We start from the raw sequence: 23,501 nt of genomic DNA on the forward strand, positions 1-23,501 counted from the left end.
TCACCTCAATTCAAACATTGTTGCTCCAATTCGCACAGACGTACGCGGAGACAAAACAACAGGCTCATTAACACGACTATGACCTATCATAGTTCCGTTAGTAGAACCTAAATCTTCAAGAACCCAAGATTTTACCGACTGATTAAAATACACGCGAGCGTGATGAGAAGAAACAAACTCATCGTTTAAAACAACAGTATTGTTTGCAGACCTTCCCAAAGTAACTCCAGAAGGATCCAAAGGGAAAGATGATCCAGCTAAAGGACCGTCAATAATAACAAGCAAAGTTGGTGTTTCAGACTGATTCTTTGACTCTACGCTTGGAGAAACAATCTTATTATTTTTTAAATCTTCACTATTAGAGGCATTACTTTTGCGATGAGATTTGTTTTTCCAAGATCTGGACTTTTTAGGACTAAAAATCTCAATATCTTTGCGTAGAGAACTAACAGCAAGCCATACGAATACCCACAAAAGTACTAAAAAACTGTACTTAAGTATAGTAAAAGTTAACTCGGTTAATATCATGCGCGTACTCGTATCTCTTTACGTATTCGTCTACTACTCCTGATCTTGATCCGAAGCCCAGTAAAGAATACGGGTGCGTCCAATAGTAATAGTGTTTCCATCTAAGAGCGTTGCTGCTGGAGTTTGATGACCCTCAACATAAGTTCCGTTAGTAGAACCTAAATCTCGAGCAATAACACCATCTGGCGTAACGTCTATACCAAGATGCCTACGGGAAATACCTGGATCATCAATAACAATATCGCAGCCAGAACCTCTGCCCAATATTGTGCGATCCTTTGTTAACAAATACCTATTTCCATTAATCTCAAGCATTGGATGATTTTCTGACTGCTCTTGAGTTGTTACAGGAACAGCATTCCCTGGAACAGAATCAGAAGTCAAATTAAAGTTACCTTTTGTAAGTTCGGTATCTTCTTCAAAAATAACAGCAACAGGTCCAACAAACGCATAATGCTGACTTTTTGCATATTGTGTAAGATTATCCGCAAGCTCATTAGCTAACGCTTCACTACCAAGCTGATCAAAATCTGGAGTACTTAGTTTAAAGTGATACTCGTTTGGGGCAACTGTACGATCTCGATCAATTGGCATAGATTGGTTATCAATCTCTCGCTCTAATGCGCTGGAAAGATCAACAGGTTGCAAGTCTTTAGATCCGAATTTTGCGAAGACCCCGTTCATTGCACCTTCAACGCTCTTCTCAAGTCGGTCAAGCACGCTCATTGTAAACCCTTTCTATCTTTTCCTCATACTACTCGTCACCTCGTACGGTGTACAACTTACAACTAAATACCAAATACGTGTTTATCTAAATACGTGTTTATCTAAATACGTGTTTATCTAAATTCATTTATATACTACATTTTTACAAAATTACGCAAAATAAACAAATAAGCACTTATAAACATTCATTTATAATACACTTTTATTATATATTTCTACGTGTAATCTTTAACATATGGATCAAAAAAATAAATTCTACGACTTTTTGGAAAAAATAAAATTCCAAATAACAAATAATAAAAAGTCTTCTATTGTTATACTTCTTGCGATTTTAATTCCGCTAATAGGTAAAGTTTTGCTTGTTAATAAGGCAGAAAGATTTTTTGAAGCAGGAATAGTGGCATTTTTCCATAACTATTCTCCATCTTTTATAATGTCTTTTTCTAAACTTCTTGCAATAGTTTTTTCTACAAAATCTTGCATTGTTATACTTTGCATTTTGGCAATTGTTTCTTATTTTATTAAACGCGATTGGCGCATAACTCTAGTACAACTGGTAACTTGCCTTCTGCCAATGATTTATATTTTTGCAGTTAAATTTATAGTTCATCGTCCTAGACCGTTTATTGGAATAAAAATTAAAGTTCCACCAGACCCAAGTTTTCCAAGTGGTCACACTGCAGCAGCTGTAGCTATTTGTGCAATGGCTCTTATGATTATTTATACAGCCAATAAAGCCTTCTTAAGACTTGGATTAATCATTAGCATTATTGTTGTTATTGTTGTTGCACTTTCTAGACTTATTGTTGCAGCACACTTCCCTACCGATGTTTTAACCTCTGCAATAATGTATCCAATATTAGTTATGTATATTCTTGATTTCTTTAAAAACAATAGTTTTATTAATAATAAAATACTAAAAAGGTAGATTGAAATAAAATGCTTAACGGTTTCAAAAAATTTATTGCACGAGGCAGTGTAATCGACATGGCAGTTGGTGTTGTTATGGGCAGCGCCGTAACTTCTGTTGTTACTTCGATTGTTAAAAATATTATTAATCCGCTTATAGCAATAATTTGCGGAAAGCCAGATCTTGATGGCGTTTTAACAATAACCATAAACGGTGCAACAATTTCGTTTGGAGCTGTTCTTGGAGCAGTCTTAAACTTCCTTATTGTTGCCGCAGCCGTTTATTTTTGCATTGTTCTTCCTATTAACAAATTAAGGGAGATTGGTCTTCCTTTCTTGCAGGTTGAAAAAGAAAAGACCGAGGAAGAAAAACGCAAAGATCGCGAAGAAAAAATGATTAAAATCTTGGAAGATATTCGAGATTTATCTTCTAAAAAATAGTTTTTAACTTATAAATCATTTTTTAAATATCAATCCCCATAAATAATAATCCCCACTAATTCACTTTATGAGTTTAGTGGGGATTAATTATGTTTAATCTTATTTACTTAATTCTAGTTATCGCTTAATTCTAGTCATCACCAAGAGTTAAGTGAATTCCTCCAACTAAGGATCCAACAACGTTATAAAGCAAAGATCCAATCGCAGATAGCAGTGTTATTATCACTATTTCTACAACCGAAAGTATTATTACAGCACTTAAAACAGTTGGCAAAGAAAATACGTCTGCAAGATTAAAACCGTTGCTATCTAAACCTGTTGATGAAACAATCTGAGTTACCTGATCAAATACACCAACCATGTTTAAGAATAGCCACACTAATCCAGCTGCAATAACCTGTATTATTCCTCCAGCAACACTTAGTAAAAATGTTACTTTTGCAACAGACCATGCGTCCACTCTAACTAGCGAAAGACTCATTCTTCTAGCTCTAGGCTGAGCTGGCTTTCTAAAAGAATATCCATTAGAAGAAGATGAGGCTGTTGCACCTACTGTTCTTGGAGAACTAGTGCTAGATTCACCATTAACTTTGTTATTGGATGTTTCAAAATCCTCACTCATCTAAGTTCCTTTCACTAGTATTTTCTGCTGACTGTTCATTTTGAGATTCATCTTCATCATCTCTTTCTTCATTTCGAGCAATAGAGATGATTTCATCACCCTTGTCTGGCTTAGCAAGAGTTACACCTTGAGTTGTTCTACCCGTGCGCTTAACCTCGTTAACATCGGAACGAATCACTTTACCAGACTTCATAATGGCCATTACTTGATCGGTTTCTTCTACAATCAAGGCACCAACCAAAGAACCGCGTCCTTCTGCAAGCTGTACTGCCTTAACACCGTAGCCGTTTCTGCCTTGCAAGCGATATTCTTCAATAGCGGTACGCTTGGCAAATCCTTCGTTTGTAACAACAAGAAGATCTTTGCTTGTGTCTACAGATACAACATCCATATCCAGCAATTCATCGCCATCTCTAAATCGCATGCCTTGAACGCCTGCAGTCTGGCGACCCATTGGTCGAAGCTGCTCATCATCTGCCCTAAACTTAAGGCTCATACCAAGCTTAGAAACAAGAATAATGTCATCTTCTGGGTTGCACAAAGCTGCACCAATCAGCTCGTCTATTGGCTCTCCAGTTTCTTCATTTGCCATTAGTCGTACAGCAATCAAACCACCTTGACGTGGAGAATCATACTCTTGCAAAGCAGTTTTCTTAACTTTTCCAGAACGAGTTGCCAACACCAAATACTTTGCTACATCATAATTTTGAATTGACAATACCGTCTGAATTGTTTCTCCAGGAGTAAATTGAAGAAGATTTGCAACATGCTGGCCCTTAGAATCTCTTGATCCTTCTGGAAGCTCATATGCTTTAATTCTGTAAACGCGTCCGCGATTAGTAAAGAACAAAAGCCAATTGTGAGTAGACGTTAAGAAGAAGTGATCTACAACATCATCTTCACGAAGCTTTGCTCCCTTAATACCTTTACCGCCGCGGTGTTGTGCTCGATATTCATCTGCCTTCGTGCGCTTAATGTAGCCTGCGCGAGTAACTGTTACAACAACGTTTTCTTCGGCAATAAGATCTTCAACATTCATTTCTCCCGAGAATGGAAGAATCTTAGTTCTGCGATCATCGCCATATTTGGCTACGATTTCATCAAGCTCATCGCCAACAATCTTGCGCTGACGTTCTGGGCTTGCAAGAATATCGTTATAATCTTCAATCTTGCGCATCAATTCTTCGTGTTCATCAAGAATCTTCTGTCGCTCCAAAGCTGCAAGTCTACGAAGCTGCATTGCAAGAATGGCATCTGCTTGAACTTCGTCAACGTCTAACAAATTCATCAATCCCGAACGGGCAGAATCAACATCTTTAGAAGACCTAATTAATGCCACAACTTCGTCAATCATATCCAAAGCTTTTAAGTAGCCTTGCAAAATATGATCTCGCTCTTCGGCCTCTCGCTTTAAGTAGCGTGTACGCCTATCAATAATTTCAAGCTGGTGACTTACCCAATGACGAATAAAAGCATCCAAACTCAAAGTTCTAGGAACACCATCAACCAGCGCAAGCATATTTGCACCAAATGTTTGCTGCAATTGCGAATGCTTATAAAGATTGTTAAGAACAACTTTTGGAACAGCATCTCGCTTAAGAACAAGCACTAAACGCTGACCAGTACGACCAGACGTTTCATCGCGCATATCTGCAATGCCCTGAATCTTACCATCTCGCACAGCTTCTCTAATAGAAGCAGCCAAGCGATCAGGATTTACCTGGTATGGAAGCTCGGTAACAACCAAGCACATACGACCCTTAATTTCCTCGGTATTAACAACAGCGCGCATTGTAATTAAGCCACGGCCAGTACGGTACGCTTGCTCAATTCCCTTATGACCTAAGATTGTTGCACCAGTAGGAAAATCTGGACCTTTAATTCGCTGAATTAATGCCTCAAGAAGCTCGGAATTGCTGGCATCTGGGTGATCCAAAGCCCAGTGAACACCATCTGCAACCTCACGCATATTGTGAGGTGGAATATTGGTTGCCATACCAACAGCAATACCTGCAGAACCATTAACTAAAAGATTTGGAAAACGAGATGGCAAAACCGTTGGCTCTTGTGTTTTTCCATCGTAGTTTGGCAAGAAATCAACAGTATCTTTGTCAATATCTCGAACCATTTCCATAGCAAGAGGTGCCATACGGCATTCTGTATAACGCATTGCTGCTGCAGGATCATCACCTGGGGAACCAAAGTTTCCTTGACCATCTACAAGCAAATATCTCATTGACCAAGATTGAGCCATACGAACCAAAGTGTCGTAAATAGCAGAATCACCGTGTGGGTGATATTTACCCATAACATCGCCAACAACGCGAGAGCACTTGTTGTAACCACGATCAGGCCTATAACCGCCATCGTACATTGCATAAATAACGCGACGATGTACTGGCTTTAAACCATCTCTAACATCTGGCAAAGCGCGCTCAACAATAACAGAAAGTGCATAAGCAAGGTAAGATTCACGCATTTCTTGCTGCAAATCCATGTGCTTTACGCGCGCACCCTTCATTAATCCATAATCGGTGCTATCTGATTCTTGCGGACTTTGTGGTTCCATTGAACCGTCAGGCAGCTGATCTGGCTCTTCGCTATTATTAGCGGCATTTATTTCGTCTACCACTGCAATTCCTTCTTATTTAGCTTTTAAAGTTTATTACCTTAATCTGTTTAATCTACTAACGATTAATATTTTTAAGCGTCAATAAATCTTGCATCGTGAGCATTACGCTGAATAAATAGCCTACGAGGTTCCACTTCGTCTCCCATAAGCATTGAGAACGTTTCATCGGCTCGAGCAGCATCTTCAATATGAATTTGCTTTAAGATTCTATGCTCAGGATCCATTGTTGTTTCCCACAACTCCTGATAGCTCATCTCACCCAAGCCCTTATATCGCTGAATGCCTTCACCCTTAGGAAGTTGCCTACCTGCGGCTTTACCTTCTGCCAAAACTCTATCTCGCTCAGCATCTGTATACACAAAGTCATGCGCACCCTTGCTCCACTTTAAACGGTACAAAGGTGGCATAGCAACATACACATATCCAGCAGTAATCATAGGACGCATATAGCGGAAGAACAGTGTTAAGTTCAATGTTGCAATATGAGCGCCATCAACATCAGCATCTGCCATAATAATGACTTTGTGATAACGAACTTTGCTTAAATCGAAGTCTTCGCCATAACCGCCGCCAACAGCAGTAATTAAGGATTCAATAGTTTCCGACTTCATCATTCTATCGATTGAAGCACGCTCAGTATTCAAAATCTTACCGCGCAATGGCAAAATTGCCTGCGTAATAGGATCTCGTCCTTGAATTGCGGAGCCACCTGCGGAATCACCCTCCACTATAAACAGCTCGCACTCTTCTGGATTATTAGACTGGCAATCCTTCAATTTATCTGGCATTCCAGCTGTTTCAAATATTGACTTTCTACGCGTATTTTCGCGAGCTTTCTTAGCTGCAAGACGCGCACGCGATGCTTCAATAGCTTTTTGAATAATATTCTTTGCTTCACTTGGATGAGCGTCGAACCAATCTCCAAGCTTTTCGGTCATAACTCGCTGAACGAATGTCTTAGCTTCGGAATTTCCAAGCTTTGTTTTAGTCTGACCTTCAAACTGAGGAGTTGTAATCTTTACAGAAACAACTGCAGTTAAACCTTCGCGAACATCATCACCAGAAAGATTAGTATCTTTTTCTTTTAATATGTTCTTTTCTCGAGCATAACGATTTACCAAAGATGTTAATGCAGCACGGAATCCTTCTTCGTGAGTACCACCTTCGGTTGTAGAAATCGTGTTTGCAAAAGTGTGAACAGCTTCCGAATAAGCAACAGTCCACTGCATAGCAATTTCTGCAGATATACCAATTTCAAGATCTTCTGCTTCAAAATCAATAACATCTGGCTCTACTGGAACAGATTTACGTGATTTAACCAAATAATCAACGTAATCTTTAATTCCGTGATCATATTTGTAGCTAACACTCTGATGCTTTTCTTCGCTAGCTAATTCAGATTCTCCAGTAACTTCATCTCCTGCCTCATCAGGCTTACGCAAATCTGTTAGAGAAATCTTTAATCCCTTATTTAGAAAAGCCATCTGCTGGAATCTAGAACGCAAAGTTTCAAAATCATAAACAGTTGTTTCAAAAATTGCACCATCTGGCCAGAATGTTACAGAAGTACCAGTAGATTCACCATCTTCCATTGGCTTACCTTTTGCCAATGGAGCCGTTGGATGCTGATTTACATACGTTTGAGTCCAGTGGAATCCCTGGCGACGAACCTCAATTTCTACACGCGTAGAAAGTGCATTTACAACAGATATACCAACGCCGTGCAAACCACCAGAAACAGCGTATCCACCGCCGCCAAACTTTCCACCAGCGTGAAGCTTTGTCATAACTGTTTCAACACCAGAAACACCTTCGCCTGGCACTTCATCAACTGGAATACCTCTACCATCATCAACAACTTTTATAGCATTGTCTGGCAAAATCGTCACTTCAATGTGAGAAGCATAACCAGCCAAAGCCTCATCAACCGAATTATCTACAATCTCATATACAAGGTGATGCAAGCCTCTAGGTCCAGTTGAACCAATATACATACCTGGTCTAATTCGAACTGCTTCCAAACCTTCAAGAACTCGAAGATCGCTAGCATCATAATGTTCAGGAGAAAGTGAATCGTCGAGCTGAGCATCATCGAGCTTATGTTCTTCAACAGAATTTTCCATTGAATTATCTTCAGTGTTTAACACTTTAGATCCCTTCCCGTATTACCTCATGCCGAGAGGCATTTACGAGGTCGATACACGCTAGAAAGCACAAAAACGGGGTTTCTAGCGATTTAACTACATTACATGACATTCTACACACACATAATGACCGCTCTTTATTAAGAGCCTTTATTAGTAATTCTTAATATTAAACCTTCTATTAATTGATTTTTTGCCCATTTTTTGCAAAGAAGGTCCAACTATTTTAACTTCTTTAATTTTTATATCTTTTGAATATTCAAATATTTTTTTCTCAAGCATAGGTTTGCAATAAGTAAGTTGCGTATACCAAACATTTGATTTTGTTCTAACTATTAAAATGCCATCTTTTATTGTGTCAATATAACAATTTAAAGATGCACTTTTTCCAACTATTTTCCACCAATCTTCTCTCATTTTTGCTATAGCAAGTGGTTCATTCCAGTTATTTTGATTGGCATAATTACCCAATAAAGAATAAATATTTTGAGGATCTCTACCTGGTTTTCCAAAACTTTCCCAAGCTTTATAAGCATTTTGTTCATTAACTACTTTTTTTATTGCCTTCTTTTTAATAGGCATAAAAATAAGTTCTGGAAGCTTTCTTGTGTCTAATTTTAATATTTTATTTACGGGAATTTTCATTTAATATCCCCCAAATTATTGGATTCATTTTTAGAATCATCAACATAATCAACGCTATAATCAACGCTATCTTTACGACTATTAATAATATTTTCCAACAAATTTTTATGATTAATATCAATATTATTTTCTAACGATTTATTTTCATTTAACTTTTGATCTTTTGCTATTTTAGAAACATCAATAATAGAGTTTTCTAGCACACTTTTATCTTGTGGTATATCACTTAAAGAAGCAGCAGTAATAAAAACTTGATCCTGATTTTTTGCAAACTCTAAAATTTGCTTTCTTCTAAACTCATCTAGTTGTGCAAAAACATCATCTAAAATAACAATAGGTTTTTTACCATTCTTTTTTTCTAATGACTTAAATAAAGCCATTTTTAAAGCTAATGCAAGAGTCCAGGATTCACCATTGGAAGCAAATTCTTTTGCAGGATAATTATTAATTAATATATTAAAATCATCTCTGTGAGGTCCTATTAGGTTATATCCTCTTGCAACTTCTCCAGTGTAGATTCTTTGAAAATGTTCACTAATTGAAAATCGAATAGAATCATCATTATTTTCGTTAGAATCAACCTCTTTAAAAGAAGGATTGTATTCTATTAACGCAAAATTAGATGAGTTAGAGAGTTGTTCAACAATATTTGAAAAAACTTCGTTAATTAATTCTATTATTTGCTTGCGTAATTTTGTAAGTATTATTCCAGCTTCTATAAACTTAGCAGTCCATACTTCTAAATCAGAAATTTTATTGTAATTACCTTCATTGTAATTATCCATTGAATTTAATGAATAATTATTAGATAAATTTTTTAAAAGTGCAGATCTTTGCTTTGCAATGTGATTATATTCTTGTAAAACAGGCAAATAGTTTGGTATTAATAATGCTCCAGCTTGATCTAAAAATGTTCTTCTAACAGTAGGATCTGAAACAATCAAATTTTGATCTCTTGGAGTAAAAGAAACACAAGGAATTAAACCGACTATATCTTTCATATATAAAGATTTTTTACCGTTAATTCTTGCTCTATTAGCACCTTTTAAATTAAGACTTAATTCAAAAGTTGTTTCATCTAAATTATTTTCACTATTATTTATTGAATTATTATTAAAATCCTTAACATTTGCTCGTATAGTAGCACAATTATAGCTACGCTCTATTAGTGGTATTAAAGAAGATACTCTGTGACTTGTTCCCGTTGAAATAACTTCTAAAGATTCAACAATATTAGTTTTACCTAAGCCATTTGAACCAATTAGAATATTAATTTTTGGGGAAAAGTTGAGTACACAACTATTCCAAGAGCGAAAATTATCTAATGCAAGTTTTGAAACATACATTTATTCAGCTTAAGGATGCATTGGAACAACAAGATACCTATAATTCATAGATTCATCACCATCTGCTTCTTGTTGACCATTAAATTCAACAGGCTTAATAGCAGAAGTGATTTTTGCATGAATAAAAGGCTCACTAATAGCACTTAATCCTTCAATCAAATAATTAGGATTAAATGCAACAATAATATCTTGCCCATCCATGTCTATATCAATAGTTTCTTTTGCTTTAGATTCAGAATCGTTTCCAGCACTTAAAGTAAGTTCATCTGAAGTAAAAGACATGTAAATTGGAGCATCTTTTTCTGCAACAATAGATACACGCTTTATTGCATTAATTAGCATTTGTCGATTAATAATTGCATGAATAGGATATTCATCAACAAATAAGCGGTCTACAGAAGGAAATTCTCCATCAATAAGTTGAGAAGTACTAACTCTTCCAGAATTTTCAAATCCTAGAATAGAAGGTTCATCACTGTTTAAATTAATAATAATATTTTGATGTTCATCAACTGAGCGAGAAATATCTTTAAGAATGTTTCCCTTAATAAGGGTAGAAACGTTTATATCACTGTGATCTGGAGTCCACTTAAAAGTTGATCGAGCAAGGCGATATCTATCTGTAGCTGTAAAAGTAACAGTATCATCTTCAAAGTGTGCATGAATCCCCGTTAAAACAGGTCTATCTTCTTCTCTAGAAACTGCTACAGAAGCTTGATTTACTGCTTGAACAAAAGTAGGTGCATCAACTTGACCTAGTTTTGAAGGAATTTCTGGTAAATCTGGATATTCACCTTCTGGCATTAATTGCAAAGTAAAGGTTGATTTTCCAGAAGTAATTGTAAGAGTTGTTTCGTTAGAAGATAAATAAGTTTTTTCTGCTGGCAAAGATTTTGTTATATCTGCAAGTAATCTACCTAAAACAAGTACACTACCTGCTTCATCTACACCAGCTTCAATATGATGACGACTAGAAAGCTGATAGTTAAAAGCACAAAGTTGTAGAGTTCCATCTTTTGCTTCTAGTTTTAATCCTGCAAGAATAGGATTAGACGGACGATTATCTATAACTCGAGTAGTCCAAGATAGTGCGTCTGCAAAAGAAGCGGAATTAACTTCAACTTTCATATTTCCTCATTTCTTGTAAAACTGTGTTTATTCTATCTCATGGTCTAATGAAAATCTAATTTGTTTAAAAGGCGTATTTTAAGAGAAATTATTATTTTTATTTAAAAAATAAAAGTAATAGTAATAATAAAGCTTGTGTAAATGTTGATATGTGCTTAGAAGCGTTTAATTAAAGCCATTATTAACATAAGAAAAATGTGGATAAAATATGCATATTTATGTGCAAAACTAAGTAAGTTATCCACAATAAAAGCTATTTTTTTGAATATCCACATTTTTAAAGCTTTTATAAACAACTTATTCACGATTTTTTCGGCGTTTTCCACCGCTTATTCGCAGGATTTGACCACATTTGTGACTAACTATGTGGATAACTTTTTTTAAATTAATTCACAGAGTTGTATAGATTTGTGTAAAACTACTTTTTATTTGATGGGTTTTGCTTTAATCTAACAGTCAACTCCATAACGTAGTTATAAATTTCCTGCTTTTCTTGCATCTCACCGCTGATTCGCGTATAAGCATGCATAACCGTTGTGTGATCACGGCCTCCAAAAACTTCACCAATATCAACAAGACTCATACTCGTCATTTCTCGAGCTAAATACATTGCAATTTGACGGGCCAAAGCAACATTCTTAGTTCTAGATCTGCCAACAATCTCGTCAAATGTCATATGGAAATATTTAGCAACTTGGCCAATAATATCCGTTGGGCGAATTTCAATATCGGAAGCAAAGAAATCTTGTAAAGCCTGCTCAGCCAATGCTTTGCTAACAGGTTGATTACTTAAAGATGCAACAGCAGTAACTCTAGTTAAAGCACCTTCGAGTTCGCGAATATTTTCTGTAAAACGCTCCGCAATAAGATCTAAAACATCGCTAGGAACGTTAGAATTGTTCATCGATGCCATCATTCTTAGAATTGCGATTCGCGTTTCTAAATCAGGTGGCTTAATATCAACAGTTAAACCAGATTCAAATCTAGAAATAAGTCTTGCTTCAAATCCTCTAAGATTTTTAGGAGCAACATCCGAAGCAATAACAATTCTTTTACTTGCTTGGTAAAGAGCATTAAATGTGTGGAAGAACTGTTCCAGTGTTGCTTCTTTTCCACCCAAAAACTGAATGTCGTCAATTAAAAGAACATCAACTTCGCGGAATTTTCTGTTAAAGTTAGCGATTTGACCCTGATTTTGACTCGTATTTTGTAAAGCTTCAATAAATTCGTTAGTAAATTCCTCACTGGTAATATAACGAACCTTAAGAGATGAATCCTTAACAAGAGCATAGTTGCCAATAGCATTAAGCAAATGTGTTTTGCCTAAGCCAGATCCGCCGTAAATACATAAAGGATTAAAGTCTTTTCCAGATCCTTCTGCAACAGCTAAAGCAACTGTGCGTGCAAAACGATTAGAATCTCCAGGAACAAAAGTGTCAAAAGTTGCGCAAGTGTTTAAGTGAGTAACAGGGTCCCTTTTTATTGAAGAAGGGATTTTTGCTTGTTGCCCATTAATATCCGAAGCTGCCAAACCAGTGTTTTGCATGGTATTTAGGCCAGTTGCGTAGTCAAAATCTTTTTGAATAGGAGATGAGTTAGAAGATGATAAGTTTTCAACATTGTTAGAAATGTTAGAAATGCTATTTTCCTCATCAAAATCAGATTTTATATTATTTGAAAAATCAGATGAAGAATCAGAAGATTGATTAGATTCTTCTAGAGAAGATGAAAAAGTATTAGATGAATCTTGTGTATTTTTATTAAAATCACTTAAATTAGATTCGCTAGAAGAGCTTTCACTGCTAGTTTCTGTTGTAGGAACAATCTTGAAGGCTGGAAACATGTCTTTTCCAGTGCAAATTTTTAATGATGTAAGCAAAGCAGAACTAAGCTCATTTTGCAAAGCCTGCTGTGTTTCTATGTTAGAAACGCAAAGAACGATTGTTGTTCCAAAAATAGATTCAGGTTTTACGCTTTCAAACCAGCTTTTATCACGGTTGCTTAGAAGAGCATTATGACGTAACACGGCAAGAGTATTTGACCATACAATAGTGGCCTGTGCATTTGGGTCACTAAAGGAATCTGTCATGTTACACCCCCTAAAATCTGGCAGAAACATTTTATGAGCTTCTTTACATCTTGCTGAGTGAAAAATATATGTTTACACGCGCGCGTAAAGAGTGCTAGTAGAATATGTTTACTCCGACCCTAAGAAGTTATCCACAGCCTCGCGTGTTGAAAATACTCAATTGTGAATAACATGTGTGTAATTTGTGGATAAGATAAAAGCTGTTAATCCACATTTTCCAAGGCTTTTATAAGAGGCTTATATGGCAAAAATAACACAGAAAATTTTAAAGTACAATAAATTTTGACTTTTTAAAACATGCTTTTAAACACGTTTGTAAAAAGATTTTTTGACTATTGGTGAGGGGTAATAGTAATTTAGTATAGCTTGACTCATACGGAGCCGTGCTTTTGCATGGCCAAATACAGGAGCGTTAGTTATGAAGAGGACATTCCAGCCTAACAACCGTCGTCGTCACATGAAGCACGGCTTCCGCGTTCGCATGCGTACGCGTGCTGGCCGCGCCGTGATTAATCGTCGTCGTGCCAAGGGCCGTAAGACACTATCTGCCTGAGATGGGGCGCGTCGTAAAGCATGGATAGGCTGAAAAGCCATCGTGATTTTGTTGCGGTACTCAAAAAACGACGCAAAGTGTGTTCACGGGATATCGTCGCGCATTACAGTATGCGTGGCGATATAGCCGTGTTAAACGCGCTTAACGAAGGCGAAGAAACAAGTCTGAATAAGATTGCCACGGGTTGTAAAGATGATGCACTCGCGGCATTTTGTGATACCTTAAAGCAGCATCAAAAAAATGGCGTTGCTTTAAGGCTCGGGCTTGCTGTATCTAAAAATGTAGGTAAAGCTGTTGTTAGGAATAAAGTAAAAAGACGCTTTAGAGCAATAGCAAAAGAACATCAATCGTTACTTCCAAATGGTTGTGACGTAGTTTTAAGAGCCAAACCTACTGCAGCTAGTGCTTCGTTTGAATCGTTGAATGAGCAGATTAAAAAGATTTTTGGAAAAATAGCAAGAAATCAAGATAAAAATCAAGAATCCGCAGAAATAAATCACAAATTAAATCAAGCAGCAGAACCGCTTTTAATCAGCGAAAACAACAATAAGTTGATTTAATAAGTTGATTTAAGGAATAGTGATACGGCTATGAGTGGTAGAAAAAGTGTTGTAGCGAATTGGATTATAAAATCCATTCGTTGGTATCAGCGCGCAATTTCTGCCAATAGACCAGCCTGCTGCAGATACTATCCAACGTGCTCAAGATACGCTATAGAAGCCGTTAGCCGCTATGGGGCGTTTAAAGGTGGTATTCTGGCCGTTTTACGGCTGTTGCGCTGTAGACCATGGACTAGCTGCAGTATTGACGATGTACCACGCAAATATTCAATTTTTTATCGTTGCGCTTGGTCTAAAGCGCATGAAGAGCCTCGGTTAACTCCCTTGGCTGAACAAGACAAGGAAAACTAATGTTTAATCAAGATCATTTCTTACTTGATAGCGGATTCTGGGGATGGTTCTATAAAATCCTCACGCCAGTTGAGTGGCTTATGACTCAAGTAATGGCGTTTTTCCACAAGCTATTTGTTCTTATTGGAATGAATGAAATTGGGTTCTCCTGGGTTCTTTCAATTGTCTTTCTTGTGCTTGTTGTGCACGCGTGCATATTCCCTGCCTTCCTTAAAAGCATTAAGGGCATGCGCAATATGCAAGCGATTGCTCCTAAAATGAAGAAAATTCAGCAAAAGTACAAGGGCAAAAACGATTCTGCTAGCAAAGAAGCCATGCAGCGAGAAATGATGAAGCTGTATCAGGAGAATAACGCAAATCCTGCTGGAAGCTGCTTGCCAATGATGATTCAAGGCCCAGCATTTATGAGTATTTGGTATACGCTTTCCGTTATTCCATTTATTGCTAGAGGAAAGCATGCTTCTTTGGGTGCTTTTGATATTGCTACAGCGCAGCAATTCGTTAAAACGCACGTATTTGGCGTTGGTGTTTCCGACACGTTTATGACGGTTCAAGCAGGCGGAAAAGTTGTTATTGTAATCTTTGTTATTTTGATGTGTGCTGCAATGTGGTACATGCAATTTAACAATATTCGTAAGAATCTTCCACCAGAATCTAAGCAAGGCAGCCAGTACACTATGCAGAAGCTTATGATGTGGGGATTCCCGCTTATTTACGTTTTCTCTGCATTTGCTCTTCCATTTGCAATGCTTGTTTACTGGCTTGTAAACAACATTATTAATATGCTTCGCTCTATTTGGCAGGTTTATGCCTTCCCAACTCCTGGTTCTCCAGCTGCGGAAGAAAAAGAAAAGCGAGATTATAAGAAAGAATCTGAGCGTCGCCAGCGTGAAGGTTTGCCTTCTATTGAAGAAGAAAAGCTTCAGCAGGCTCGAGAAGTTGCTAAGCGTAGAGAATCCGAAGGATTCCAGCGTAAGCAGCCTAATCGTAAGCGAAAAACAAGTAAATAACGTTAATACGAAGTAAATATGAATTTATTTATTAGATTTATTAAAATAATTTATAAATTTGGATTTATCTTCAGTTAAACTGTACACAGATTGTGATTCTTGACATTTATTGAAATTAAGGAGTATGTAAATGGCACAAGACGAGACCAGAAGCATTGACCAGCTCAATGAGGAAGCTGATATAGCTGCCGACTATTTAGAAGGACTTCTAGATATTGCCGATTACGAAGGTGATATTGAGATGGGTGTTCGCAACAATAGGCCAATGATTCAGATTGTTGCGGATGATGATTCCGATATTAAGCATTTGATTGGCCGAGATGGAGAGGTTGTTGATGCTTTGCAACAGTTGAGCCGTCTTGCGGTTCAGCAAAAAACTGGCGAAAGATCTCACTTAATTGTAGATGTTGATGGATTCCTTAAGCGTAAGCGCCAATATTTGCGTGATCTTGCGTTGGACGCGGTTGATGAGGTTCGTGAAACTGGCGATCCTGTTGATTTGAAGCCAATGAATTCGTTTGAGCGCAAGGTTGTTCACGATACTGTTAGAGAAGAAGGCTTAAGGTCTAGATCTCACGGAGAAGAACCACATCGCTATGTTAGCGTTTATATGCCAGCAAGCGCTGTAGAAGATGAAGATCTTGATGATGACGTAGACGTAGACGTTGACGTAGACGAAGAATACGCTGAATAGTAATTAGCTTGAACAAAAGTAACACAACGGAACAAAAATGTTTTGTTGTGTTACTTTTTATTTGATGATCTTAGTTGTATGGAAGAGATTTTAGGTATGGAACAGGCTGATAATTCACAAAATATAGTGGATGAATTAGATGAATCCCCTTTGCTTGGTGAAGTTTTGGGCGAAGCTCTTGATAAATGCAAGATGTTTCACGTGAAACTTGAGCAAGAAGGGCTTGTTCGAGGTCTTGTTGGCCCTAGAGATATGAGTATTCTTTGGGAAAGACATATTCTAAATTCTGCTGCTGTTGTTCCATTTGTTAAAGAAGCCGTTGAAAAGTCAAATAAAAAGTCGATTGCAGATGTTGGAAGCGGCGGTGGCTTCCCTGGTATTGTTGTGGCTGCTTGTTTGCCAGATTGTAAAGTAACATTAATTGAGCCAATGGAAAGACGAGTTCTTTGGTTAAACGAATGTGTAGAGCTTATGGGCTTAAAAAATGTTACAGTTTTTCACGGAAGATCAGACGAAGTTATTGCTAAAGTTAAGTCTCACGAAATTCCAGCTTTTGATGTAGTTACTTGTAGAGCTGTTGCCCCTATGACAAAATTAGCTGGATGGACTATTCCACTACTAAACAAGAATGGCAAGTTAATTGCTTTAAAGGGAAAGTCTGCACAAGCGGAGATTGATAAAGCCGCAAAGATGATTAAAAAAGTAAAAGGATTAAATCCCCGAGTTGTTGATGCTCCTGTTGCAAAAGGACTTCAATCAACAAGCGTTGTTATAGTTGATAAAGGTTGATTTTGACTACTTGACTATGTCTTTTTTAAAATCAATTATTTATTAGTGGTTGTAAATTTTGAAAAGTGTTTCATGTGAAACATCGTAAAACGTTATAAAAAGTGTCATAAAATATGCAGTAAAAAGCGTCATAAACGTCGTAAAATATAGTGTTTCACGTGAAACGGCGAGTTGTTTTTGTAGTGTTTTTGCGGGCCTTATTATGGTGTTTTATGTCCATAGAAGAAAGGAAACTTGAAAATACTACGGTTAAATTGGTTAAAGTTATGGTAATTTCCCATAGGTGGGCAGGGGTGGTATGTAATGGTGGAATCAGCAGAAGATACGATTAAGCGTATTTTTGGCGACTCTGGATCTTCGTTAGGAAGCGAGTTGGCAAATATAACCAGTCGCTTTCATGCCATTGATGGCGTGATTTTCCCTAAGCCAAAAGAAACGCGTTTTATTGCGGTTGCAAATCAAAAAGGTGGAGTTGGAAAAACAAGTTCTGCCGTAAATTTATCAGCTGCAATGGCTGTTGGCGGATCGAAAGTTTTACTTATTGATATGGATCCGCAAGGCAATGCTTCTACAGCAATGAATATTCCCCATTCTTCTGCAGATCTTTCTATTTATGATGTTATAGAAGGAAGAAAAACTATTGCAGAAGTTAAACAAAGCTGTCCAGATATTGCAGGATTAGATGTTGTTCCTGCCTCAATTGAGTTAAGCGGCGCAGAACTAGAAGTTGCTCAAATGGACGACAGAAATAATCTTCTTAAAAATGCTATTGATGATTTCTTGCGTTCTAGCGAAGAACATTACGATTATGTGTTTATTGACTGCCCACCTTCGCTTGGTCTTTTAGTAATTAATGCAATGTGTGCAGTGCACGAAATGCTTATACCAATTCAAGCAGAATATTATGCGCTAGAAGGATTAGGTCAGCTAATTAGAACGATTGGTTTGGTTCAAAAACACTATAATCCTTCGCTTTTTGTTTCTACAATGCTTGTAACAATGTTTGATAAGCGAACTCTTTTGGGAAGAGAAGTTTTTCAAGAAGTTAAAAAACATTATCCAAATATTGTTCTTAATACCACTATTCCGCGAACTGTTAAGATTCCAGAAGCGCCAAGCTTTAATCAAAGTGTTATAACATATGATCCTCATGGAACTGGTGCGGTATCTTATAGAGAGGCTGCGCTTGAAATAGCTAATAGGTCTGATGCAATTTTGTCTGTTATTGATTCAAAAAGAGAGGGTAACGCATAATGAGCGCAAGTAAATCTCGTTTGGGAAAAGGATTAGGAGCTTTATTCCCTACTCTTCCTGGGGAAGATGATTTTAATGGTTCGGCAACAAAAAAGATTGAAAGTGTTTCACATGAAACAAATGAAAAGAAAGATAAACCTTTAAACGCTGTTTCACGTGAAACTAATGGTGAAAATGTAAAGAAAGATATCAAAGAAAGTGTTCCACGTGAAACTAAATCACCAGCTAAAGTGCCTAGCGTAGGTAACGCAATTTCCCCGCATTTAAGCCAAAAACAGGGCAAAAATGCTGGTGTTTCACGTGAAACAGTGCCATCAATCGCAAGCAAAAACAAGCATTCAGCAAAGCGAACTTCTATGCCATCAATTGATGACGTTACAAGGCCAATTGACTTTTTCTTTGGTGATTCTGCATCTAAGTCATTTGTCTCTTCAAAGCAAATAGACGAAGAGAACAGCAAAAACAGCGCTGTAGAAAATGATGTAAAAGATAAAAAATCAGGTCAAACGCAAGAACTTAAGCCTATTGAAGGCGGTTATTTAGAATACTTGGATCCAAGTGATATTGTTCCAAATGCTCATCAGCCACGTACCATTTTTGATGAAGAAGAGCTTCAAGAATTGTCTGCTTCAATCAAGGAAGTTGGCGTTTTGCAGCCTATTGTTGTGCGAAAAATCAAGGATGCCAGTCAAGGTGATCTACAAAAGGCTCATTATGAATTAATAATGGGTGAGCGAAGGTGGAGAGCAACTCAGCTAGCGGGTCTTAAGAAGATTCCAGCGATTGTTAGAACCACTTCCGACGAAAATATGCTTCGAGATGCGCTTTTGGAGAATTTGCACAGAGTTGCATTAAATCCGCTTGAAGAAGCTGCAGCATATGCCCAAATGATTGATGATTTTGGACTAACGCAAATCCAACTTTCTAAATCTGTTTCTAAGTCTCGCCCTCAAATCGCAAACACCTTGCGACTTTTGAACTTGCCAGCCAGCGTTCAAAAGCATATTGCTTCTGGAGTTCTTTCTGCAGGTCATGCTCGCGCTCTTCTTGCGTTAGCTTCCCCAGAAGAAATGGAAGCTCTTGCAAAGCGTATTATTGCAGAAGGATTATCGGTTCGCAGCACGGAAGAGATTGTTTCTATTAAAGTAGATAATGGCGATGATTCTTCTAAGAGAAATAGGGGTAAAAGAAACAACAAGTGGGCATCTTCTCTTGTTAGAAAGCAGCTAGAAGAGCGATTTGCCACAAAAGTTGCCATTAAGGGTACGGAAAATCACGGAAGAATTGAGATTGTGTTTTCGTCGCCAGAAGAAATGCAGAGAATAATCGGCATTTTAGTAAATAAAAACAGCTGATACATCTGATACATCTGATACGGAAATATATCTAAAATAAAACCCCAATGAGTTGTTAAATCAACCATTGGGGTTTGTTTCACGTGGAACAAAACTATTATTCGTTCAAATCATTTAGATATGCCTGTGCATCAAGAGCGGCTCGGCAGCCCATTCCAGCGGCAGATATTGCCTGGCGATACACGCTATCTACAACGTCTCCAGCTGCAAACACTCCAGGAACCGACGTTTTGGTAGACGCACCTTGAACAGCAATAGTGCCATCTTCGTTAAGCTTTAAAGCGCCATTTAAGAAGCCAGTAGATGGGGAGTGGCCAATTGCAACAAAAATGCCCGATGCGTCAATAGTTTTAACTTCGCCCGTTTTAACATTTTTAACAGTTACGGATTGCGCATCTTCTTCTGATCCGTTTACAGAGCACACAACAGAATCTAAAACAAAATTGATTTTGCTGTTTTCGCGCGCGCGGTCAACCATAATTTTGGATGCGCGGAATGAATCACGCCTATGAATAAGTGTTACAGAAGAACCAAAACGTGTTAAGAAAAGTGCCTCTTCGAAAGCAGAATCTCCTCCACCTACAACAACAATAGGTTTTTCTCTAAAGAAGAAGCCATCACAAGTTGCACAATAAGAAACTCCACGGCCCGAGTACTCCTGCTCACCTGGAACACCCAATTTACGCACTTGTGAGCCCGTAGAAACAATTACAGCTTTAGATGTGTAAGTTACGCCGTCGTCTGTTGTAACCGCTTTTAAATCGCCATTAAAGTCTACGGAAACAACATCGTTAAGCAAAATCTGAGCGCCAAATTTTTCAGCTTGCTTTTGCATTGCTTCCATTAAGTCTGGGCCTAAAATGCCGTCCACAAATCCTGGATAATTTTCCACTTCTGTAGTGTTCATAAGTTGGCCGCCTGGAGTTAAGGCGCCAGCAATAACCAGAGGATTATAGCCTGCTCGTGCCAAATATAAAGCAGAAGTATATCCAGCAGGTCCCGAACCGATAATAATTACGTTCTTTTGCATTGCTTCCATAAAATATTCCTAATAATCCTAATATCTTTAATAAATATTCCTAGTAATTTCAATAATCTCAATAAAAGTTAATAAATTTTAACATAGTTTATGTATAGCCCGTTTTGAGGTATAGACCCTTCTGGCACCCACAAGATAAAATCTTGTGCGGTTATAGGCTTCTTAAACTTTACGTCAGTTACGCCGCTTGCATCAAAAGTAAAGTCCGCAACCTTATCTCCAGCGCTTGGGTCATTCTTGGAGTTTGCAATCACATATCCATGGCCGCCCGAAGATCGAATTGAAACAACAAATCGGTACGCTTCTTGCGGTTGTGTTAAGTGCATGTAGTAACCGTACCCGCGCTGATTGCCTGTATTCTCCAAGAATTGCTGAATATCTATAGGGTAAGGCGTGTTGTTAGTAGGCATTTTAGGCTTTGGAACCTGCTTTACCTTTTTGTGTTTATTAAGCTTTTGATGCTTGTTTTTAAGGCTTTTGTTACTTTTATTGTTTTTGTTGTTTTCGCCTGTTTTATTTGCATCCGTTTTGGCGGACTGCTTCTTTTTAGCAGAATCGCTTTTATCTTCTGGAAGAACACCTTGACTTCCAAATGGTACGTTTTCAACGCTTTGCGAATCCCAAGTATTAGATTTTGCAAAGTTAGATGGTGCTTCGTGAGAGTTAAAAAGACTGTGCAAAGATATAGCAAAAACAACAATCATCAATATTGCAACAACGCCGATTGCCAGAACTTTTGTTGAAATTCCGCCAAAAATCTTAGCGTCTGCAATGTCTGTAACGTTTTGCCCAGAACTCTTATTTGCTTTCAATTCTTCTTTATGCTCATGCGGTTGGAAGCTAGGAGGCATGGATGAATAAGACGATAATACAGAAGTTTCGCTGCCATATTCGCCATATGCCTCATTTTCAAGCTCTTCTTGGCGCAACGCTCTAGCGGATTCTTCGCCAGGGGCAACAAAACGCCCATTGCTGTCTACAACTGGAACTCTTCCTGTTGACTCTGCTTCCAACGGAAAGTTTTGTGGTCTAGAAAGCAGTTCGGTATGCTTTGTGTTGTCGCTTAGAAGGTCTTCAAAGTCAAATCTTCTAGGCATTAATGGAGAAGATAAGTCGTTTTTTTGTGAATAATCGTCGCTTGAATTTAATGAATCTAACGAGTTTAGAGCATTTTTGCTACTGTTTTCGTTTGTGTAAGTGTTAGCAGAAGATTCGCTAGCCTCGCCAGATTCTTTAGATTCACCATTTTTACTAGATTCATCCGCCTCACTCGATTTGCCTGATTTTTTAGACTCATCAGACTTATCTGATTCCTTGGTTTGGTAAGCTTCCCCACCAGAAGATTTACCAGTTGTGTAGCTAGGGAAACTTGTATACGTTGAAGACAAATTGTGGAAAATAGAATCATCGGCGTCTAACTCGGTTGGAGCTAAGATATTTGCCATTTCTGCTGCCGCAATATCGTGGAAGTCGTAGTCTGTTCCAGTTGAGTCAGATTCTGGCGTGGAATCAAGATTTTTTGCAGAATTATTGCCATTTCTTTTTAGTAAAGCACTTAAAGCACCAATGGTTTTACTGGCATTTTTAAGTCCAGTATTTTTACCGTTTTTACCTGACTTTTTGGAGTTTACTTCTTCATCTTTAGCAGTTAAGTCAATCGAATCTAAAACTCCACTAACTTCTTGACTAGATAATTGATTCTCAAGCAAATCTTCGTTTTTAGATAATCCTTCTGGAAAATCAACAAGATCCTCGTCTTTGCAAGGTAAAAGTAATGCTTTTTGAATAGAAGCTTCGCTTGATTTTGCATCGAAAATAATATCTTTTTCGCCAAGATTTTTAACAGGAGTATATGTTCCTAAAAGCGCTAAAAGTTCTCCAATAGATGCCATTGGAATAATATCTGAATTATCTGAATTATCTGCGCAAGAAAGCCCTCTTTTGCAAATCATAACGAATTCACTAGGAACGCCATCTGTAAGTCTTGAAATGTTAAAAACGGCATTATTTTGCGTGTAGCTGGTGCGTGTAAGAAGAGCATATAGAAGTGCAGAAAGCTGATGAGTTGCAATATTTTCTATGCTTTTAGGCAAATTTTGCGCTTGTTCTTTAGCTTGATTTTGCGAAGTGTTTTTAGCTGTAACGTCTTTTAGCAGAGGACTTATTGGTGCGCAAGCTAGTTCTACGCCATTTTTGGTGATTCTTACCGTGTTGGTGGAAATAGCATAATGTGTTACGCCAGAAGAAAGCAGCTTGTTAAGCGCATTTGCGGATTCGGCAACAATAGAGCGTATAGCTTCGTAACTCAATGTAGAGCTATGTGATTTTATGTAGTCGTTTAGCGTTACTCCAGAATCCAATTCGGTTATAATAACTGCAACGTCGTCTACATTGTGAATCTTTAAAACTGGCGTAAATTTGCGGATTCTAGATAGTGCAAGAGTGGAAGATATAGTGTTTACTTCGGGAAGGAATCTGCGATCGCGCACAATAAAAAGCTGACAATCTCTAGCAAGTATGCGGTCGCTAGCTTTCCAAGCTTGAATTCCCGCTTCTTCTCGTAAAGGCGATACTAGAGCGTAGCGATCAAGTATAATGTCTCCCAACTGAGGTTTCATCTACTCCCCATCTTCCTAATGAGCAATGAATATGCGTAAATAATAAATTCCACCAATTATTGTAATCG

Annotated in this window: 21 protein-coding genes; 10 read left to right on the forward strand and 11 right to left on the reverse strand. The window is 37.7% G+C overall.

The genetic code is table 11. The features are described 5' to 3' along the window. Complete coding sequence (locus tag HMPREF3216_RS03735) at positions 1-528, reverse strand: FHA domain-containing protein FhaB/FipA (protein WP_060786996.1); 528 nt, start codon at positions 526-528, stop codon at positions 1-3. A gap of 33 nt (positions 529-561) precedes the next feature. Beyond that, positions 562-1,254: an FhaA domain-containing protein gene (locus tag HMPREF3216_RS03740; protein WP_060786997.1), complete on the reverse strand. Its 693-nt coding sequence runs from the start codon at positions 1,252-1,254 to the stop codon at positions 562-564. A gap of 235 nt (positions 1,255-1,489) precedes the next feature. Between HMPREF3216_RS03740 and HMPREF3216_RS03745 the strand changes: the two genes are divergently transcribed. Next, on the forward strand, positions 1,490-2,182 hold the full coding sequence (locus tag HMPREF3216_RS03745) for a phosphatase PAP2 family protein (protein WP_060786998.1): 693 nt from the start codon (positions 1,490-1,492) through the stop codon (positions 2,180-2,182). A gap of 11 nt (positions 2,183-2,193) precedes the next feature. Next, positions 2,194-2,604, forward strand: a complete 411-nt coding sequence (mscL, locus tag HMPREF3216_RS03750; RefSeq protein WP_060786999.1) for a large conductance mechanosensitive channel protein MscL — start codon at positions 2,194-2,196, stop codon at positions 2,602-2,604. A gap of 130 nt (positions 2,605-2,734) precedes the next feature. Here the strand turns inward: mscL and HMPREF3216_RS03755 are convergent, their stop codons facing one another. The 7 genes from HMPREF3216_RS03755 to dnaA all read right to left on the reverse strand — a co-directional run bounded on the left by HMPREF3216_RS03755 (position 2,735) and on the right by dnaA (position 13,240). Next, the gene (locus tag HMPREF3216_RS03755; protein WP_060787000.1) at positions 2,735-3,226 is read right to left on the reverse strand and encodes a DUF3566 domain-containing protein; all 492 of its coding nucleotides are present in this window, start codon (positions 3,224-3,226) and stop codon (positions 2,735-2,737) included. Continuing rightward, the gene (gene gyrA / locus HMPREF3216_RS03760; RefSeq protein ID WP_060787001.1) at positions 3,219-5,858 is read right to left on the reverse strand and encodes a DNA gyrase subunit A; all 2,640 of its coding nucleotides are present in this window, start codon (positions 5,856-5,858) and stop codon (positions 3,219-3,221) included. The genes HMPREF3216_RS03755 and gyrA overlap by 8 nt, the downstream gene beginning before the upstream one ends. Positions 5,859-5,929: 71 nt before the next feature. After that, a complete protein-coding gene (gene gyrB / locus HMPREF3216_RS03765; protein ID WP_060787002.1) occupies positions 5,930-8,005 on the reverse strand; it encodes a DNA topoisomerase (ATP-hydrolyzing) subunit B in 2,076 nt (691 codons plus the stop codon). A gap of 150 nt (positions 8,006-8,155) precedes the next feature. Next, the gene (locus HMPREF3216_RS03770) at positions 8,156-8,647 is read right to left on the reverse strand and encodes a DciA family protein (protein ID WP_060787003.1); all 492 of its coding nucleotides are present in this window, start codon (positions 8,645-8,647) and stop codon (positions 8,156-8,158) included. Beyond that, on the reverse strand, positions 8,644-9,993 hold the full coding sequence (recF, locus tag HMPREF3216_RS03775; RefSeq protein ID WP_060787004.1) for a DNA replication/repair protein RecF: 1,350 nt from the start codon (positions 9,991-9,993) through the stop codon (positions 8,644-8,646). The genes HMPREF3216_RS03770 and recF overlap by 4 nt, the downstream gene beginning before the upstream one ends. 9 nt (positions 9,994-10,002) lie before the next feature. After that, complete coding sequence (gene dnaN, locus HMPREF3216_RS03780; protein WP_060787005.1) at positions 10,003-11,121, reverse strand: DNA polymerase III subunit beta; 1,119 nt, start codon at positions 11,119-11,121, stop codon at positions 10,003-10,005. A gap of 418 nt (positions 11,122-11,539) precedes the next feature. Beyond that, positions 11,540-13,240 carry a chromosomal replication initiator protein DnaA gene (gene dnaA / locus HMPREF3216_RS03785; RefSeq protein ID WP_419471002.1) on the reverse strand — a complete coding sequence of 567 codons (1,701 nt, stop codon included), beginning with the start codon at positions 13,238-13,240 and terminating at the stop codon, positions 11,540-11,542. A gap of 388 nt (positions 13,241-13,628) precedes the next feature. Here dnaA and rpmH point away from each other — a divergent pair, with 388 nt between their 5' ends. The 8 genes from rpmH (at position 13,629) to HMPREF3216_RS03815 (ending at position 19,776) form a co-directional block, all read left to right on the forward strand. Beyond that, positions 13,629-13,763, forward strand: coding sequence for a 50S ribosomal protein L34 (rpmH, locus tag HMPREF3216_RS06185; protein ID WP_004114029.1), 135 nt, complete (start codon positions 13,629-13,631; stop codon positions 13,761-13,763). A gap of 20 nt (positions 13,764-13,783) precedes the next feature. Beyond that, positions 13,784-14,323: a ribonuclease P protein component gene (rnpA, locus tag HMPREF3216_RS03790; RefSeq protein WP_060787007.1), complete on the forward strand. Its 540-nt coding sequence runs from the start codon at positions 13,784-13,786 to the stop codon at positions 14,321-14,323. Between the two features lie 30 nt (positions 14,324-14,353). After that, positions 14,354-14,674, forward strand: a complete 321-nt coding sequence (gene yidD / locus HMPREF3216_RS06190; RefSeq protein ID WP_081090953.1) for a membrane protein insertion efficiency factor YidD — start codon at positions 14,354-14,356, stop codon at positions 14,672-14,674. Then, positions 14,674-15,684, forward strand: coding sequence for a membrane protein insertase YidC (gene yidC / locus HMPREF3216_RS03795; RefSeq protein WP_060787008.1), 1,011 nt, complete (start codon positions 14,674-14,676; stop codon positions 15,682-15,684). The genes yidD and yidC overlap by 1 nt, the downstream gene beginning before the upstream one ends. 130 nt (positions 15,685-15,814) lie before the next feature. Continuing rightward, positions 15,815-16,378, forward strand: a complete 564-nt coding sequence (locus tag HMPREF3216_RS03800) for a Jag family protein (RefSeq protein WP_060787009.1) — start codon at positions 15,815-15,817, stop codon at positions 16,376-16,378. A 78-nt stretch (positions 16,379-16,456) separates the two neighbouring features. Then, on the forward strand, positions 16,457-17,167 hold the full coding sequence (rsmG, locus tag HMPREF3216_RS03805) for a 16S rRNA (guanine(527)-N(7))-methyltransferase RsmG (RefSeq protein WP_060787010.1): 711 nt from the start codon (positions 16,457-16,459) through the stop codon (positions 17,165-17,167). A 303-nt stretch (positions 17,168-17,470) separates the two neighbouring features. Then, positions 17,471-18,421, forward strand: a complete 951-nt coding sequence (locus tag HMPREF3216_RS03810) for a ParA family protein (RefSeq protein ID WP_081090954.1) — start codon at positions 17,471-17,473, stop codon at positions 18,419-18,421. Then, positions 18,421-19,776, forward strand: a complete 1,356-nt coding sequence (locus tag HMPREF3216_RS03815; protein WP_060787011.1) for a ParB/RepB/Spo0J family partition protein — start codon at positions 18,421-18,423, stop codon at positions 19,774-19,776. Before HMPREF3216_RS03810 ends, HMPREF3216_RS03815 begins: the two co-directional genes overlap by 1 nt. Positions 19,777-19,873: 97 nt before the next feature. Here HMPREF3216_RS03815 and trxB read toward each other — a convergent pair whose 3' ends face one another. Beyond that, the gene (trxB, locus tag HMPREF3216_RS03820) at positions 19,874-20,815 is read right to left on the reverse strand and encodes a thioredoxin-disulfide reductase (protein ID WP_060787012.1); all 942 of its coding nucleotides are present in this window, start codon (positions 20,813-20,815) and stop codon (positions 19,874-19,876) included. 68 nt (positions 20,816-20,883) lie between these two features. Next, a complete protein-coding gene (locus HMPREF3216_RS03825) occupies positions 20,884-23,433 on the reverse strand; it encodes a hypothetical protein (RefSeq protein ID WP_060787013.1) in 2,550 nt (849 codons plus the stop codon). Positions 23,434-23,501 lie beyond the last annotated feature (68 nt).

Origin of the sequence: Gardnerella vaginalis, assembly GCF_001546455.1 — a bacterium.
GTDB lineage: Bacteria > Actinomycetota > Actinomycetes > Actinomycetales > Bifidobacteriaceae > Bifidobacterium > Bifidobacterium vaginale_B.